Origin of the sequence: Streptomyces fructofermentans (assembly GCF_014651055.1) — a bacterium.
Classification (GTDB): Bacteria; Actinomycetota; Actinomycetes; order Streptomycetales; family Streptomycetaceae; genus Streptomyces; species Streptomyces fructofermentans.
In genome coordinates this window covers 54,176-68,751 of record NZ_BMWD01000006.1, presented here as the reverse complement: position 1 = coordinate 68,751, position 14,576 = coordinate 54,176, and the positions used below count along the sequence as shown (strand labels likewise).

General features: G+C 71.9%; 10 protein-coding genes. 5 read left to right on the top strand and 5 right to left on the bottom strand.

Annotation, left to right across the window (positions count from 1 at the left end):
* Positions 1-666: 666 nt before the first annotated feature.
* Complete coding sequence (locus IE265_RS10585) at positions 667-1,956, bottom strand: citrate synthase (RefSeq protein WP_190035193.1); 1,290 nt, start codon at positions 1,954-1,956, stop codon at positions 667-669.
* Between the two features lie 579 nt (positions 1,957-2,535).
* The gene (gene recD2 / locus IE265_RS10580) at positions 2,536-4,800 is read right to left on the bottom strand and encodes an SF1B family DNA helicase RecD2 (protein WP_190035192.1); all 2,265 of its coding nucleotides are present in this window, start codon (positions 4,798-4,800) and stop codon (positions 2,536-2,538) included.
* 191 nt (positions 4,801-4,991) lie between these two features.
* Here recD2 and IE265_RS10575 point away from each other — a divergent pair, with 191 nt between their 5' ends.
* From IE265_RS10575 to rbsD, 5 genes are all read left to right on the top strand, one after another.
* Positions 4,992-6,032: a LacI family DNA-binding transcriptional regulator gene (locus IE265_RS10575; protein WP_190035191.1), complete on the top strand. Its 1,041-nt coding sequence runs from the start codon at positions 4,992-4,994 to the stop codon at positions 6,030-6,032.
* Positions 6,029-7,594 carry a sugar ABC transporter ATP-binding protein gene (locus tag IE265_RS10570; protein WP_190035190.1) on the top strand — a complete coding sequence of 522 codons (1,566 nt, stop codon included), beginning with the start codon at positions 6,029-6,031 and terminating at the stop codon, positions 7,592-7,594. Before IE265_RS10575 ends, IE265_RS10570 begins: the two co-directional genes overlap by 4 nt.
* Positions 7,584-9,533 (top strand): ABC transporter permease/substrate-binding protein, encoded by a 1,950-nt coding sequence (locus IE265_RS10565; RefSeq protein ID WP_190035189.1) that lies wholly within the window; start codon positions 7,584-7,586, stop codon positions 9,531-9,533. The genes IE265_RS10570 and IE265_RS10565 overlap by 11 nt, the downstream gene beginning before the upstream one ends.
* A gap of 78 nt (positions 9,534-9,611) precedes the next feature.
* Positions 9,612-10,511, top strand: coding sequence for a ribokinase (locus tag IE265_RS10560; protein ID WP_190035188.1), 900 nt, complete (start codon positions 9,612-9,614; stop codon positions 10,509-10,511).
* Positions 10,508-10,900 carry a D-ribose pyranase gene (gene rbsD, locus IE265_RS10555; RefSeq protein WP_190035187.1) on the top strand — a complete coding sequence of 131 codons (393 nt, stop codon included), beginning with the start codon at positions 10,508-10,510 and terminating at the stop codon, positions 10,898-10,900. Before IE265_RS10560 ends, rbsD begins: the two co-directional genes overlap by 4 nt.
* Before the next feature lie 391 nt (positions 10,901-11,291).
* Here rbsD and IE265_RS10550 read toward each other — a convergent pair whose 3' ends face one another.
* The 3 genes from IE265_RS10550 to IE265_RS10540 are packed head-to-tail and all read right to left on the bottom strand — an operon-like array spanning position 11,292 to position 14,427.
* Positions 11,292-12,089 carry a sugar phosphate isomerase/epimerase family protein gene (locus IE265_RS10550; RefSeq protein WP_190035418.1) on the bottom strand — a complete coding sequence of 266 codons (798 nt, stop codon included), beginning with the start codon at positions 12,087-12,089 and terminating at the stop codon, positions 11,292-11,294.
* A gap of 35 nt (positions 12,090-12,124) precedes the next feature.
* A complete protein-coding gene (locus tag IE265_RS10545; RefSeq protein WP_190035186.1) occupies positions 12,125-13,279 on the bottom strand; it encodes a dihydrodipicolinate synthase family protein in 1,155 nt (384 codons plus the stop codon).
* Positions 13,276-14,427, bottom strand: coding sequence for a Gfo/Idh/MocA family protein (locus IE265_RS10540; RefSeq protein ID WP_190035185.1), 1,152 nt, complete (start codon positions 14,425-14,427; stop codon positions 13,276-13,278). Before IE265_RS10540 ends, IE265_RS10545 begins: the two co-directional genes overlap by 4 nt.
* Between the last annotated feature and the right edge of the window lie 149 nt (positions 14,428-14,576).

Here is a 14,576-nt window from a genome sequence, read left to right as displayed (position 1 = left end):
AGAGACAGGAGTCCCCCTAGAGTCCGGCACACCCCTTCACATAAGCTCTTCACAAGGCTCGCGCATCATCCTTACGCTTGGGCGCCGATAGTCATATCGGGGCTCTTGCTCATCTTCAGGACATAAGCAAGAGACGCAGATCACAGTGATGTGAACGTAACCATCGAAGGGGTTCGTGAGTCTAGATTGACGATGTCAGACACGTCTTGGGGGGCGTCTCTGACATCTGAGGACGTCTTGGGGGACGTTCTCGGAATTGCGTTGCCGGGGCACGTACAGCGGGGAGCTTTGAGCGGCCCTCCCGTTCCGTACGGGTCCCGGCAGACCGCACAGCGGTAGGGCGAGTTTTGCTCGTTCTGCCGACAGCGACTCAGGCGCTGTCCTCCATACGCCCGGCCGGATCCCGTGGGGGGAATCCGCACCGGGACATGGGAAGGCGCCCTGACTCCGGCCCGTGGGGGGACCGGCAGCGGGGCGCCTTCCCCCTTTTTTCGGGCTCTACGGGCTCCACAGGCCCTTCGGGGCCCGGCCCGCCCCCGGGGCGGGCTCTTCGGGGCCCGGCCCGCATCCGGGCCGGGAAAACAGGCGCGCCCCTCCGGCCCACTCGCCCCTGGGGGGGCGACACCTGTGGGCCTCGGGGGCGGCGGTACGGCTCCGCTGCTCGGGTCAGCGCTCCTCGACGGGAACGAAGTCCCGCTCGACGACACCCGTGTAGATCTGGCGCGGGCGGCCGATGCGCGAACCCGGCTCCTTGATCATCTCGTGCCACTGCGCGATCCAGCCGGGAAGGCGGCCGAGCGCGAACAGCACGGTGAACATCTCGGTCGGGAAGCCCATGGCCCGGTAGATCAGGCCCGTGTAGAAGTCCACGTTGGGGTAGAGGTTGCGCGAGACGAAGTACTCGTCGGAGAGCGCGTGCTCCTCCAGCTTGAGCGCGATGTCCAGCAGCTCGTCGGACTTGCCGAGCGCGGAGAGGACGTCGTGCGCGGCGGCCTTGATGATCTTGGCGCGCGGGTCGAAGGACTTGTACACCCGGTGGCCGAAGCCCATCAGGCGGACGCCGTCCTCCTTGTTCTTCACCTTGCGGATGAAGGAGTCGACGTCGCCGCCGTTCGCCTGGATGCCTTCCAGCATCTCCAGGACGGACTGGTTGGCGCCGCCGTGCAGCGGACCCCACAGCGCCGAGATGCCGGCCGAGATCGACGCGAACATGTTGGCCTGCGACGAGCCGACCAGACGCACGGTCGAGGTCGAACAGTTCTGCTCGTGGTCCGCGTGCAGGATCAGCAGCTTGTCGAGCGCGGAGACGACGACCGGGTCGAGCTCGTACTCCTGCGCGGGGACCGAGAAGGTCATGCGCAGGAAGTTCTCGACGTAGCTCAGGTCGTTGCGCGGGTAGACGAACGGGTGACCGATCGACTTCTTGTACGCGTACGCCGCGATCGTCGGAAGCTTGGCGAGAAGGCGGATCGTCGAGAGGTGGCGCTGCTTCTCGTCGAAGGGGTTGTGGCTGTCCTGGTAGAACGTGGACAGCGCGGAGACGACCGAGGAGAGCATCGCCATCGGGTGGGCGTCGCGCGGGAAGCCCTGGAAGAACCGCTTGACGTCCTCGTGCAGCAGGGTGTGCTGCGTGATCTCGTTCTTGAAGACGGAGAGCTCGTCGACCGTCGGCAGTTCGCCGTTGATCAGCAGAGAGGCCACCTCGAGGAAGGTGGAGCGCTCGGCGAGCTGCTCGATCGGGTAGCCCCGGTAGCGCAGAATGCCCTGCTCGCCGTCGAGGTAGGTGATGGCGGATTTATAGGCGGCCGTGTTTCCGTAACCGCTGTCCAGCGTCACCAGGCCGGTATTGGCGCGGAGCTTCCCGATGTCGAAGCCCTTGTCACCGACGGTGCTGTCGATCACCGGGTAGGTGTACTCACCGTCGCCGTACCGCAGTACTACAGAGTTGTCGCTCACGTCATCCCTCACCGACGTTGTGCCTCTTCTTCGAGGTGCCCTGACTGTCTCTACCATCCCCCATTTGGCGCAGGAGAGTGCACTCGGGGTCGACCATTGGGCCTATTGGCGGCACTCAGTGCCGCCAACCTGCTCATCCTGCCCCCTCCGGCGGCCTCGCGAAAGTGCTCTGTGACCTTCGCGACTCATTTGATCGATCATTTTTCCCCACCCGGCCCCCTGGGCCCCTCGCACGAGCCGCTCCCGACCACTTCGCACGGCTCCCCGGGCCCCGGCGACGGGGCACCCGGCCGGTCGTACGGCCGGCTGCGCGGGCCCCGCGGCCGGGGCGCGGACGTGGGGCAAGCCCCGCGGGCCGCGCGGCTCCCCGCGGCTCACGCGCCCACGAAGGTGGGCCGCCGTCCGGACCCGGTGGTCGGCAAGGGGCAGACAGCAGGTGCCAGGCGGCAAGCGGCAGGCGGCAGGCGGCAAGCGGCAAGCGGCAAGCGGCAAGGCGCACGGACCGCACCACCCGCCGCCCGGCACCCGACACCGCGCACCCGCGCACCGGCCCTCCACCGCGTACCGGCGCGGCGCCCGTCAGCTCTCGCGCCCGCCCGCCAGCCGGAAGTCCAGCGCCGTGCACCGGCGCCCCGCGGACACCGTGCGCACCGCCTGCCCCAGCGCCTTGCGCGATCCGACCAGCACGACCAGCTTCTTGGCCCGCGTCACCGCCGTGTAGAGCAGATTGCGCTGGAGCATCATCCACGCGCCGGTCGTGACGGGGATGACGACCGCCGGGTACTCGCTGCCCTGCGAACGGTGGATGGTCACCGCGTACGCGTGCGCCAACTCGTCCAACTCGTCGAAGTCGTACGGCACCTCCTCGTCCTCGTCGGTGCGCACCGTCAGCCGCTGCTCGTCGGCGTCGAGCGAAGTCACCACGCCCACCGTCCCGTTGAAGACCCCGTTCGCGCCCTTCTCGTAGTTGTTGCGGATCTGCGTCACCTTGTCCCCGACCCGGAACACCCGCCCGCCGAACCGCTTCTCCGCAAGCTCCGGCCGTGCGGGCGTGATCGCCTGCTGGAGCAGTCCGTTGAGCGTGCCCGCCCCCGCGGGCCCCCGGTGCATGGGCGCCAGCACCTGCACGTCCCGGCGCGGGTCGAGCCCGAATCTGGCCGGAAGCCGACGGGACGCCACATCCACCGCCAGCCTGCCGGCCTCCTCGGTGTCGTCCTCCACGAAGAGGAAGAAGTCGTCGAGCCGGTCGGTGACCGGCTGCTGCCCCGCGTTGATCCGGTGCGCGTTCATCACCACACCCGACTGCTGCGCCTGCCGGAACACCCGCGTGAGCCGGACCGCCGGCACCGGCCCGCCCTCGGCGAGCAGGTCGCGCAGCACCTCCCCCGCCCCGACGCTGGGCAACTGGTCGACGTCTCCCACGAAGAGCAGGTGCGCACCCGGCGGAACGGCCTTCACCAGCTTGTTGGCGAGGAGCAGGTCCAGCATCGAGGCCTCGTCGACGACCACCAGGTCGGCGTCCAGCGGCCGGTCCCTGTCGTACGCCGCGTCACCGCCCGGCTTCAACTCCAGCAGCCTGTGCACGGTCGAGGCCTCGGCGCCGGTGAGTTCGGCCAGCCGCTTGGCGGCCCGGCCGGTCGGCGCCGCGAGCACGACCTTGGCCTTCTTCGCCCTGGCCAGCTCCACGATCGAGCGCACGGTGAAGGACTTGCCGCAGCCGGGACCGCCGGTCAGCACGGCGACCTTCTCGGTGAGGGCCAGCCGGACGGCCGCCTCCTGTTCGGGCGCCAACTCCGCGCCCGTGCGGTCGCCGAGCCAGGAGAGCGCCTTGTCCCAGGCCACCTCGCGGAAGCCGGGCATCCGGTCCTCGCCGGTGCGCAGCAGGCGCAACAGCTGGGCGGAGAGGGAGAGTTCGGCCCGGTGGAAGGGGACCAGGTAGATCGCCGTCACCTGCTCACCGCCGTCCGGGCCCGGCACCCGCTCCCTTACGACACCGGGCTCCGCGCCGTCCTCGGCGGGGGCCGCCAGTTCGGCGAGGCACTCGATGACCAGGCCGGTGTCGACCTGGAGCAGCTTCACCGCGTCCGCGATCAGCCGCTCCTCGGGGAGGAAGCAGTGGCCCTGGTCCGTGGACTGCGAGAGCGCGTACTGCAGACCGGCCTTGACCCGCTCCGGGCTGTCGTGCGGAATGCCGACGGCCCGGGCGATCCTGTCGGCGGTGAGGAAGCCGATGCCCCAGACGTCGGACGCGAGCCGGTAGGGCTGGTTCCGGACGACCGAGATCGACGCGTCGCCGTACTTCTTGTAGATGCGGACCGCGATCGACGTGGACACCTCGACGCTCTGGAGGAAGAGCATGACCTCCTTGATCGCCTTCTGCTCCTCCCACGCCTCGGCGATCCGCCTGGTGCGCTTCGGGCCGAGCCCCGGCACCTCGACGAGCCTCTTGGGCTCCTCCTCGATGATCCGGAGGGTGTCCAGTCCGAAGTGCAGGGTGATGCGGTCGGCGAAGACCGGCCCGATGCCCTTGACCAGGCCGGACCCCAGATACCTGCGGATGCCCTGGATCGTGGCGGGCAGCACCGTCGTGTAGTTCTCCACCGTGAACTGCCTGCCGTACTGGGGGTGCGAGCCCCAGCGGCCCTCCATGCGCAGCGACTCGCCGGCCTGGGCGCCGAGCAGCGCCCCGACCACCGTGAGGAGGTCGCCGCCGCGGCCGGTGTCCACCCGCGCGACCGTGTAGCCGTTCTCCTCGTTGGCGTACGTGATCCGCTCCAGGACCCCTTCGAGCACGGCCGGTTGCCGTTCGCCGCCGCCCGCCCCGCTCCCCGCCCCATTGGCCATGTCCCGACGCTACCGCCCGCCTCCGACAGCCAGGGGGCGTCCGTCCCCGCCGGGCGCCGGCGGACGGTTCGACGGCACCCGGGCAGTGTGTGTGGGCTCACACCGAAATCGGGTCAAGAGGGGTTGTCAAATGCCCGTGTAATCGATTCCAATCCTTCGTGTAATCGATTCCACGAGGAGGTGGAGCGACGATGGCGTGCATCAAGGATGTCGCCGCGGAGGCGGGTGTCTCCGTTGCCACGGTCTCGCGCGTCCTGAACGACCACCCGTCGGTGAGCACGGAGGCGCGCACCCGTGTGCTGGCCGCCGTCGAGACGCTGGGCTACCGTCCCAACGCCGTCGCCCGCTCCCTGCGCACCGACCAGACGCGCACCCTCGGCCTGGTCATCAGCGATGTGCTCAACCCCTACTTCACCGAGCTGGCACGCTCCGTCGAGGAGGAGGCCCGGGCCCTCGGCTACAGCGTCATCATCGGCAACGCCGACGAGCGCCCCGAGCTCCAGGACCACCACGTACGGACCCTGCTCGACCGTCGCATCGACGGCCTGCTGGTCTCCCCCACCGACGGCGGCTCCCCCGGCATGCTGGACGCCGCGCGCGCGGGGACTCCGATGGTCTTCGTGGACCGCTGGATCCCGGGCCTGGACGTGCCCGTGGTCCGGGCGGACGGCCGCACGGCCGTCCGCGACCTGGTCGCACACCTGCACGGCCTCGGGCACCGCAGGCTCGCCATCATCGCGGGCCCGGCGGCCACCACGACCGGCAGCGAGCGGGTGGCGGCCTTCCGCGAGGCCCTCGCCGCATACGGGCTCACGCTGCCCGACGCCTACACCGGCCAGGGCGACTTCCAGGCGGAGAGCGGCCGCCGGGTCACCGAGGAGTTCCTCGACCTGGCCGAACCGCCCGAGGTCGTCTTCGCCGCCGACAACCTGATGGCCCTGGGCGCCCTGGACGCCGTCCGCGCGCGCGGGCTGCGGGTCCCCGACGACATCGCGCTCGCCGCGTTCGACGACATCCCGTGGTTCGTGCACACCGATCCGCCGGTCACCGCGATCGCCCAGCCGGTCCGCGAACTGGGCCGGGCCGCCGTCCGCGCCCTCGTCGACCGCATCGAGGGACGGCCCCCGCAGTCGGTCACCCTCCCCGCCCGTCTCGTCGTCCGCCGCTCCTGCGGCGAACGCCCCGACCCGAACCACCCGCACATGAACGTCACGCAGAGGAGCAACCCGTGAGCGATCCGGACGAGCTGCTGCGCATCGAGGGGATGAGGAAGACCTTCCCCGGAGTGGTCGCGCTCGACAGCGTCGACTTCGACCTGCGCCGCGGCGAGGTGCATGTCCTGCTCGGTGAGAACGGAGCGGGCAAGAGCACCCTGATCAAGATGCTGTCCGGGGCCTACCGGCCCGACTCGGGACGGATCGTCGTCGGCGGCGAGGAGGTCCGCATCCACGGCGCCCAGGACGCCGAGCGCCTCGGGATCGCCACGATCTACCAGGAGTTCAACCTGGTGCCCGACCTGACGGTCGCCGAGAACATCTTCCTGGGCCGCCAGCCGCGCCGCTTCGGCCTGATCGACCGCGGGGCGATGGAGGCCGGCGCCGCGGAGCTCCTGGAACGGGTCGGGGTGGACGTCTCCCCCCGGGCCCGGGTGCGCGAACTGGGCATCGCCCGGCTCCAGATGGTCGAGATCGCGAAGGCCCTGAGCCTGGACGCCCGCGTCCTGATCATGGACGAGCCGACGGCCGTGCTCACCTCCGGTGAGGTCGACAAGCTCTTCCGGATCGTGCGCGGCCTGCGCGAGGACGGCGTCGGCGTCGTCTTCATCACGCACCACCTGGAGGAGATCGCCGCCCTGGGCGACCGCGTCACGGTGATCCGGGACGGCCGGAGTGTCGGCCAGGTCCCCGCGTCGACGCCCGAGGACGAACTCGTACGCCTCATGGTCGGGCGCTCCATCGAGCAGCAGTACCCGAGGGAGCGGGCCGACGCCGGAGCTGCCCTGCTCACGGTGGAGGGCCTGACCCGCGACGGCGTCTTCCACGACATCGGCTTCGAGGTGCGGGCCGGCGAGGTCGTCGGCATCGCCGGCCTGGTCGGCGCGGGCCGCACCGAGGTCGCCCGGGCGGTCTTCGGGGCCGATCCGTACGACAGCGGCTCGGTCGCCGTCGAAGGGACCCGGCTGCCCCGCCACGACGTGGGCGCGGCCATGACCGCGGGCATCGGGCTGGTGCCCGAGGACCGCAAGGGCCAGGGGCTGCTGCTGGACGCCTCCGTCGAGGAGAACCTCGGGCTGGTCACCCTGCGTTCGGCGACCCGCGGCGGGTTCGTCGACCTCAAGGGCCAGCGGACGGCCGCCGCCCGGATCGCCGCACAGCTCAACGTGCGGATGGCCGGGATCGGCCAGCAGGTGCGCACGCTCTCCGGCGGCAACCAGCAGAAGGTCGTCATCGGCAAGTGGCTGCTCGCCGACACCCGCGTGCTGATCCTCGACGAGCCCACGCGCGGCATCGACGTCGGCGCCAAGGTCGAGATCTACCAGCTGATCAACGAGCTGACGTCCGCCGGGCACGCCGTCCTGATGATCTCCAGCGACCTGCCCGAGGTGCTCGGCATGAGCGACCGCGTGCTGGTGATGGCCCAGGGCCGGATCGCCGGCGAGCTGTCGGCCGACGAGGCGACCCAGGACTCGGTGATGGCCCTGGCCGTCAGCACCCCCGCGACATCACCCGCGCCACCCCCCGCATCGACCCCCACCGATGCCGCTACCGAAGTGGAGAACCCCCGTGGCCACTGACACGCTCAAGAACGCACCGGGCGCGAAGGGCGCCGCGGGCGGACTGCGCAGACTGCTGCTCGACAACGGCGCGCTCACCGCGCTCATCATCCTCGTCATCGCGATGTCGGCCCTGTCCGGCGACTTCCTGACGACGGACAACCTCCTCAACATCGGCGTCCAGGCGGCCGTGACGGCCATCCTCGCCTTCGGTGTGACCTTCGTGATCGTCTCGGCGGGCATCGACCTGTCGGTCGGCTCCGTCGCGGCCCTGTCCGCCACCGTGCTCGCGTGGTCGGCGACCTCGCAGGGAGTACCCGTCTGGATCGCGGTGCTCCTCGCCGTCGCGACGGGCATCGCGTGCGGTCTCATCAACGGCGTGCTGATCTCCTACGGGAAGCTGCCGCCGTTCATCGCGACGCTGGCCATGCTGTCGGTGGGCCGAGGCCTGTCCCTGGTCATCTCGCAGGGCAGCCCGATCGCCTTCCCGGACTCGGTCTCCCACCTCGGCGACACGCTGGGCGGCTGGCTGCCGGTACCGGTCCTGGTGATGATCTTCATGGGCCTGCTCACGGCCCTGATCCTGGGTCGTACCTACATCGGCCGGTCCATGTACGCCATCGGAGGCAACGAGGAGGCCGCCCGCCTCTCCGGACTGCGGGTCAAGCGGCAGAAGCTCGTGATCTACGCGCTGTCCGGCCTCTTCGCGGCCGCGGCCGGCATCGTGCTCGCCTCCCGGCTCTCCTCGGCGCAGCCGCAGGCCGCCCAGGGCTACGAGCTCGACGCCATCGCGGCGGTCGTCATCGGCGGTGCCTCCCTCGCGGGCGGCACGGGCAAGGCCTCGGGCACCCTGATCGGCGCGCTGATCCTGGCGGTGCTGCGCAACGGCCTCAACCTGCTGTCCGTGTCGGCGTTCTGGCAGCAGGTCGTCATCGGCGTCGTCATCGCGCTGGCGGTGCTGATGGACACCCTGCGGCGCAAGGCCGGGGCGACACCCGTCGCGGCCGGGACCTCCCCGGCCCGAAAGGGCCCGCAACGGCTCAAGTACGCGCTCGCGCTGGTCCTCGCGGCAGCGGTCGTGGGCGGCCTGACCCTGGTGAACAACGGCTCGTCCGGTACGAAGCAGAAGGTGGGCCTGTCGCTGTCCACGCTCAACAACCCCTTCTTCGTGCAGATCAAGGCGGGCGCGCAGGCCGAGGCCAAGAAGGCCGGCGTGGACCTGACCGTCACGGACGCGCAGAACGACGCCTCGCAGCAGGCCAACCAGCTCCAGAACTTCACCAGTGAGGGCGTCGACTCGATCGTCGTCAACCCGGTGGACTCGGACGCGGCGGGTCCCTCCGTACGGTCCGCGAACAAGGCCGACATCCCCGTGATCGGGGTCGACCGGGGCGTCAACAAGGCGAAGACGGCGGCGCTGGTCGCCTCCGACAACGTCGAGGGCGGCAGGCTCGGCGCCGAGGCACTCGCCGAGAAGCTGGGCGGCAAGGGCCGGATCGTGATCCTCCAGGGACTGGCCGGCACGTCGGCGAGCCGGGAGCGCGGCGCGGGATTCCAGGAGGGCCTGAAGGCCTACCCGGGCATCAAGGTGGTCGCCAGGCAGCCCGCCGACTTCGACCGCACCAAGGGCCTCGACGTGATGACGAACCTGCTCCAGGCACACCCCGACGTGCAGGGCGTCTTCGCCGAGAACGACGAGATGGCGCTCGGCGCGATCAAGGCCCTGGGCTCCAAGGCCGGAAAGTCGGTCCAGGTCATCGGCTTCGACGGCACGCCGGACGGGCTGAAGGCCGTCGAGGCGGGCACGCTGTACGCGTCCGTGGCCCAGCAGCCCAAGGAACTCGGCCGGATCGCGGTGGAGAACGCGCTGCGGGCGGCCGACGGCAAGAAGGTCGACGCGACGGTGAAGGTTCCGGTGAAGGTGGTCACGTCGCAGAACGTGGCCGGGTTCGGCGGCTGACCGACGGACACCGCGGGGCGGGGCGGCGGCTGCCGCTCCCCCGCCCCGCCCCACCCCACTTCTGGACGGAGACAGCGCATGTACGAGTACGACCTGCTGGTCGTGGGGTCGGCCAACGCCGACCTGGTCATCGGCGTCGAGCGGCGGCCCGGTGCCGGGGAGACCGTGCTCGGCACCGACCTGGCCCTCCACCCGGGCGGCAAGGGCGCCAACCAGGCGGTCGCCGCCGCCCGGCTCGGGGCGCGCACGGCCCTGCTGGCCCGGGTCGGCGACGACGCGCACGGCACCCTGCTGCTCGACTCGCAGCGGGCGGCGGGGGTCGACACGGCCGGCGTCCTGGTCGGCGGGGCGCCCACCGGGGTCGCGCTGATCACCGTGGACCCGTCGGGCGACAACAGCATCGTCGTGTCGCCGGGCGCCAACGGACGGCTCACCCCGGACGACGTCCGGGCCGCGGCGCCGCTGCTGGGCTCGGCGCGGGTCGTGTCGGCCCAGCTGGAGATCCCCCTGGAGACGGTCGAGGAGGTCGTACGGACCCTGCCCGCGGGCAGCCGTTTCGTACTCAACCCCTCGCCGCCGCGGCCGCTGCCGCCCGCGGTGCTGGCGGCCTGCGACCCGCTGATCGTCAACGAGCACGAGGCACGGGTGCTGCTCGGCGCGGACGCGGGCGACACACCCGGACGGTGGGCCGAGGCGCTGCTCGCGCTCGGTCCGCGCTCGGTGGTCGTCACGCTGGGCGGGGAGGGCGCGCTGGTCGCCGACTCCGCCGGCGCGGTCCTGGTCCCTGCGGTCCGGGTGGACGCCGTGGACACGACGGGCGCGGGCGACTCCTTCACCGCGGCGCTGGCCTGGCGGCTGGGTGCCGGGGAGCGGCTCGCCGACGCGGCCGCGTACGCGGCGCGGGTCGGGGCCGTGGCCGTCACCCGGGAGGGCGCCCAGGCGTCCTTCCCCACCGCCGAGGAGGTGGCCGCGCTGTGAAGAAGGCCGGGATACTCAACCGCCATCTGGCGGGGGCGCTGGCCGAACTCGGCCACGGCGACGGTGTGCTGGTCTGCGACGCGGGCATGCCGATCCCGGCCGGACCCCGGGTGGTGGACCTGGCGTTCCGGGCCGGGGTGCCGTCGTTCGCGGAGGTGCTGGACGGCCTGCTGGACGAGCTGGTCGTGGAGGGCGCGACGGCGGCCGCGGAGACGCGCGAGGCCAACCCTGAGGCCGCGGCCCTGCTGTCGGCCCGCTTCCCGGGGTCCCTGGACCACGTCTCCCACGAGGAGTTGAAGGCCCGTTCGGCGGGAGCCCGGCTGATCGTGCGGACCGGCGAGGCGCGTCCGTACGCGAATGTGCTGCTGCGCTGCGGCGTCTTCTTCTGACCCGCCGCGGCGCCGGGCGGGTCCGTCCGGTGCCGGGTTCCGACCGGTCGGGCTCCGTCCGGTGCCGGGTTTCCGTCGGTCATTGTCCGGGTCCGGGTCCAGGTCCGTCCGGGTCCGGACAAGCTTCGAGGGGGCCCGGTCCGTCGACCGGGCCCCCTCGGTTTCCCTCCCCATCAGAACCCCGCGATCCCCCCAGATCCCCTCCAGAAGTCCTGATGCCAAGTACGACCCACGGAGTGCGGAGAGGGTTGCACGGCTCCGCGGACTTTTTTCCGGGGCTCCGCGATCGGGCCCCGATCCGGGCGTGCGGGCCCTCTCCGGAGCCCGCCTCCGCGGCCGACCCCGGGCCCGGGAGGGGTCCGCCCCCCGCGGCGGCGCCTGTGCCCGGCGCTCAGGCGGCGTGCTCCAGGAACCGGGCGGCCGTCTCCGCCAGGACCTCCCGCCCGTCCCGGGCCCACAGGGCGTCGTTGAACAGCTCGACCTCGATGGGGCCGGTGTAGCCGGCCGCCTCGACGAGCGCCCTCCACGCGCGCATGTCGATCGAACCGTCGCCGATCTGCCCGCGCCCGTCGAGGACGCCGGCGGGCAGCGGGGTCGTCCAGTCGGCGAGCTGGAAGGAGTGGATGCGGCCGCCGGCGCCGGCCCGGGCGATCTGCGCGGGCGCGTTGTCGTCCCACCACACGTGGTACGTGTCCACGGTCACCCCGACCTGCTGGGCGGGGAAGCGCTCCGCCAGGTCCAGGGCCTGGGCGAGGGTGGAGACCACGCAGCGGTCGGACGCGTACATCGGGTGGAGCGGCTCGACGGCCAGCCGCACCCCGCGCGCCTCGGCGTACGGGCCCAGCTCGGCCAGGGCCTCGGCGACGCGCTCCCGGGCCCCTCGCAGGTCCTTGGAGCCCGCCGGGAGGCCGCCCGAGACGAGGACGAGCGTGTCGGTGCCGAGAGCCGCGGCCTCGTCCACGGCCCGGCGGTTGTCGTCGAGCGCCCGAGCGCGCCCGGCCGGGTCCGGGGCCGTGAGGAAGCCGCCGCGGCACAGGGTCGTCACCGTGAGGCCCGCGTCGCGGAACAGCCGTGCCGTCGCCGTGACGCCGTACGCCCGGACGGGTTCGCGCCAAAGGCCGGCGCTCCGGACCCCCAACGCCAGGCAGGAGTCGACCAGTTCGGGCAGCGGAAGCTGTTTCACGGTCATCTGGTTGATGCTGAAGCGGGAGAGGTCCTGGACGCTCACTGGTTCACTCCGTGCAGGGAGAGCAGGTTCTTCATGCGGGCCTCCGCGAGCGCCGGGTCGGGGAACAGGCCCAGCCCGTCGGCGAGTTCGTAGGCGCGGGCGAGGTGCGGCAGCGAGCGGGCCGACTGGAGGCCGCCGACCATGGTGAAGTGCGTCTGGTGGCCCGCGAGCCAGGCCAGCAGGACCACTCCCGTCTTGTAGAAGCGGGTCGGGCTCTCGAAGAGGTGGCGGGACAACTCGACGGTGGGGTCCAGCAGTTCGCGGAACCCCCGCACGTCACCCGTGTCCAGGGCACGTACGGCCCGTGCGGCGAGCGGGCCCAGCGGGTCGAAGATGCCGAGCAGGGCGTGGCTGAAGCCGCGCTCGTCGCCCGCGATCAGCTCGGGGTAGTTGAAGTCGTCGCCCGTGTAGCAGCGCACGCCCCGGGGGAGGCGGCGGCGCAGGTCGACCTCCCGCCGGGCGTCCAGCAGCGACACCTTGACGCCGTCCACCTTGTCGGGGTGGGCCGCGACGATCTCCAGGAAGGTCTCGGTGGCCTTGTCGAGGTCCTCCGAGCCCCAGTAGCCCGCGAGGGCCGGGTCGAACATCGGGCCGAGCCAGTGCAGGACCACGGGTCCGGCGGACTGCCGCAGCAGACGGCCGTAGACCGACAGGTAGTCCTCGGGGCCCGCGGCCGCCGCGCACAGGGCGCGGGAGGCCATCAGGACGGGCTGCGCGCCCGCCTCCTCCACGACGGCGAGCTGCTCCTCGTAGGCGGCGCGCACGGCGTCGGGCGAGGCGGGTCCGGGCAGTTGGTCGGTGCCCGCGCCGCAGGCGATGCGCCCGCCCTCCGCCCGGGCCTCGGCGGCGGAGCGCCTGATCAGCTCGGCGGCGACCGGCCAGTCCAGGCCCATCCCGCGCTGGGCCGTGTCCATGGCCTCGGCGACCCCGAGGCCGTGGGACCACAGGTGGCGCCGGAAGGCGAGCGTGGCGTCCCAGTCGACGGCGGCCGCCGAGTCCGGTGAGACGTCGGCGCGCGGATCGGCGACGACGTGGGCCGCGGAGAAGACCGTGCGGGAGGCGAGGGGGGCGCCGGCGGGGACGGCGAGGGGTTCGGCGCGCGGGACGTACTCGCGCAGTCCACCGGCCGCGCCGGGCAGTCGGATCGTCACAGGGAGATCTCCGGTACGTCGAAGCGGCGGCCCTCGGCCGAGGACCTCAGGCCGAGTTCGGCGAGCTGGACGCCGCGGGCGCCCGCGAGGAGGTCCCAGTGGTAGGGGGCACCGGTGTGGACGTGCCGCAGGAACAGCTCCCACTGGGCCTTGAAGCCGTTGTCGAACTCCGCGTTGTCCGGGACCTCCTGCCACTGGCCGCGGAAGGCCTCGGTGGCCGGGACGTCGGGGTTCCACACCGGTTTGGGGGTGGCGCTGCGGTGCTGGACCCGGCAGGTGCGCAGGCCCGCGACGGCCGAGCCCTCGGTGCCGTCGACCTGGAACTCGACGAGTTCGTCGCGGTGGACGCGCACGGCCCAGGAGGAGTTGATCTGGGCGATCGCGCCGCCTTCGAGCTCGAAGATGCCGTACGCGGCGTCGTCGGCGGTGGCGTCGTACGGCTTGGCCTGCTCGTCCCAGCGCTGCGGGATGTGCGTGGCGGTCAGCGCCTGGACCGACCTCACCCGGCCGAACAGCTCGTGCAGGACGTACTCCCAGTGCGGGAACATGTCGACGACGATGCCTCCGCCGTCCTGCGCGCGGTAGTTCCAGGACGGGCGCTGCGCGGACTGCCAGTCGCCCTCGAAGACCCAGTAGCCGAACTCGCCGCGCACGGAGAGGATCCGGCCGAAGAAGCCGCCGTCCACGAGCCGCTTGAGCTTCAGCAGGCCCGGCAGGAAGAGCTTGTCCTGGACGACGCCGTGCTTGATGCCCTTCGCGTCGGCCAGCCGGGCCAGCCGCAGGGCTCCGTCGAGACCGGTCGCGGTCGGCTTCTCCGTGTAGACGTGCTTTCCGGCCGCGATCGCCCCCGTGAGGGCCTCCTCGCGGGCGGAGGTGACCTGTGCGTCGAAGTAGATGTCGACGGCGGGGTCGGCGAGCACGGCGTCGAGGTCCGTGGACCAGTGCGCGAGGCCGTGCCGGGCGGCGATCTCCCGCAGGGCGTGCTCGCGCCGGCCGACGAGGACCGGTTCGGGCCACAGCACGGTGCCGTCGCCGAGGGCGAGGCCGCCCTGCTCGCGCAGGGCCAGGATCGACCGGACGAGATGCTGGCGGTAACCCATGCGTCCCGTCACGCCGTTCATGGCGATGCGCACCGTCTTGCGTGTCACGTCATTCCCTTCGTACGCGTCCCCGCGCCGCGTACGCCCCGCCGGTGGAACCCGGGTGTCCGGCGGGCTCCGTGCACCGGCACGCGTCGCAGCAAGCGCTTTCTACACAAGGAGAAGCTAGCCTCTGAGCAGCGGATCGGACAAGACCG

What these genes read in the sequence shown, in the direction of transcription:
- recD2 (WP_190035192.1), bottom strand. Translation starts at nt 4,800, where the DNA reads ATGGCCAATGGGGCGGGGAGCGGGGCGGGCGGCGGCGAACGGCAACCG.
- IE265_RS10560 (WP_190035188.1), top strand. Translation starts at nt 9,612, where the DNA reads ATGTACGAGTACGACCTGCTGGTCGTGGGGTCGGCCAACGCCGACCTG.
- IE265_RS10575 (WP_190035191.1), top strand. Translation starts at nt 4,992, where the DNA reads ATGGCGTGCATCAAGGATGTCGCCGCGGAGGCGGGTGTCTCCGTTGCC.
- IE265_RS10550 (WP_190035418.1), bottom strand. Translation starts at nt 12,089, where the DNA reads ATGACCGTGAAACAGCTTCCGCTGCCCGAACTGGTCGACTCCTGCCTG.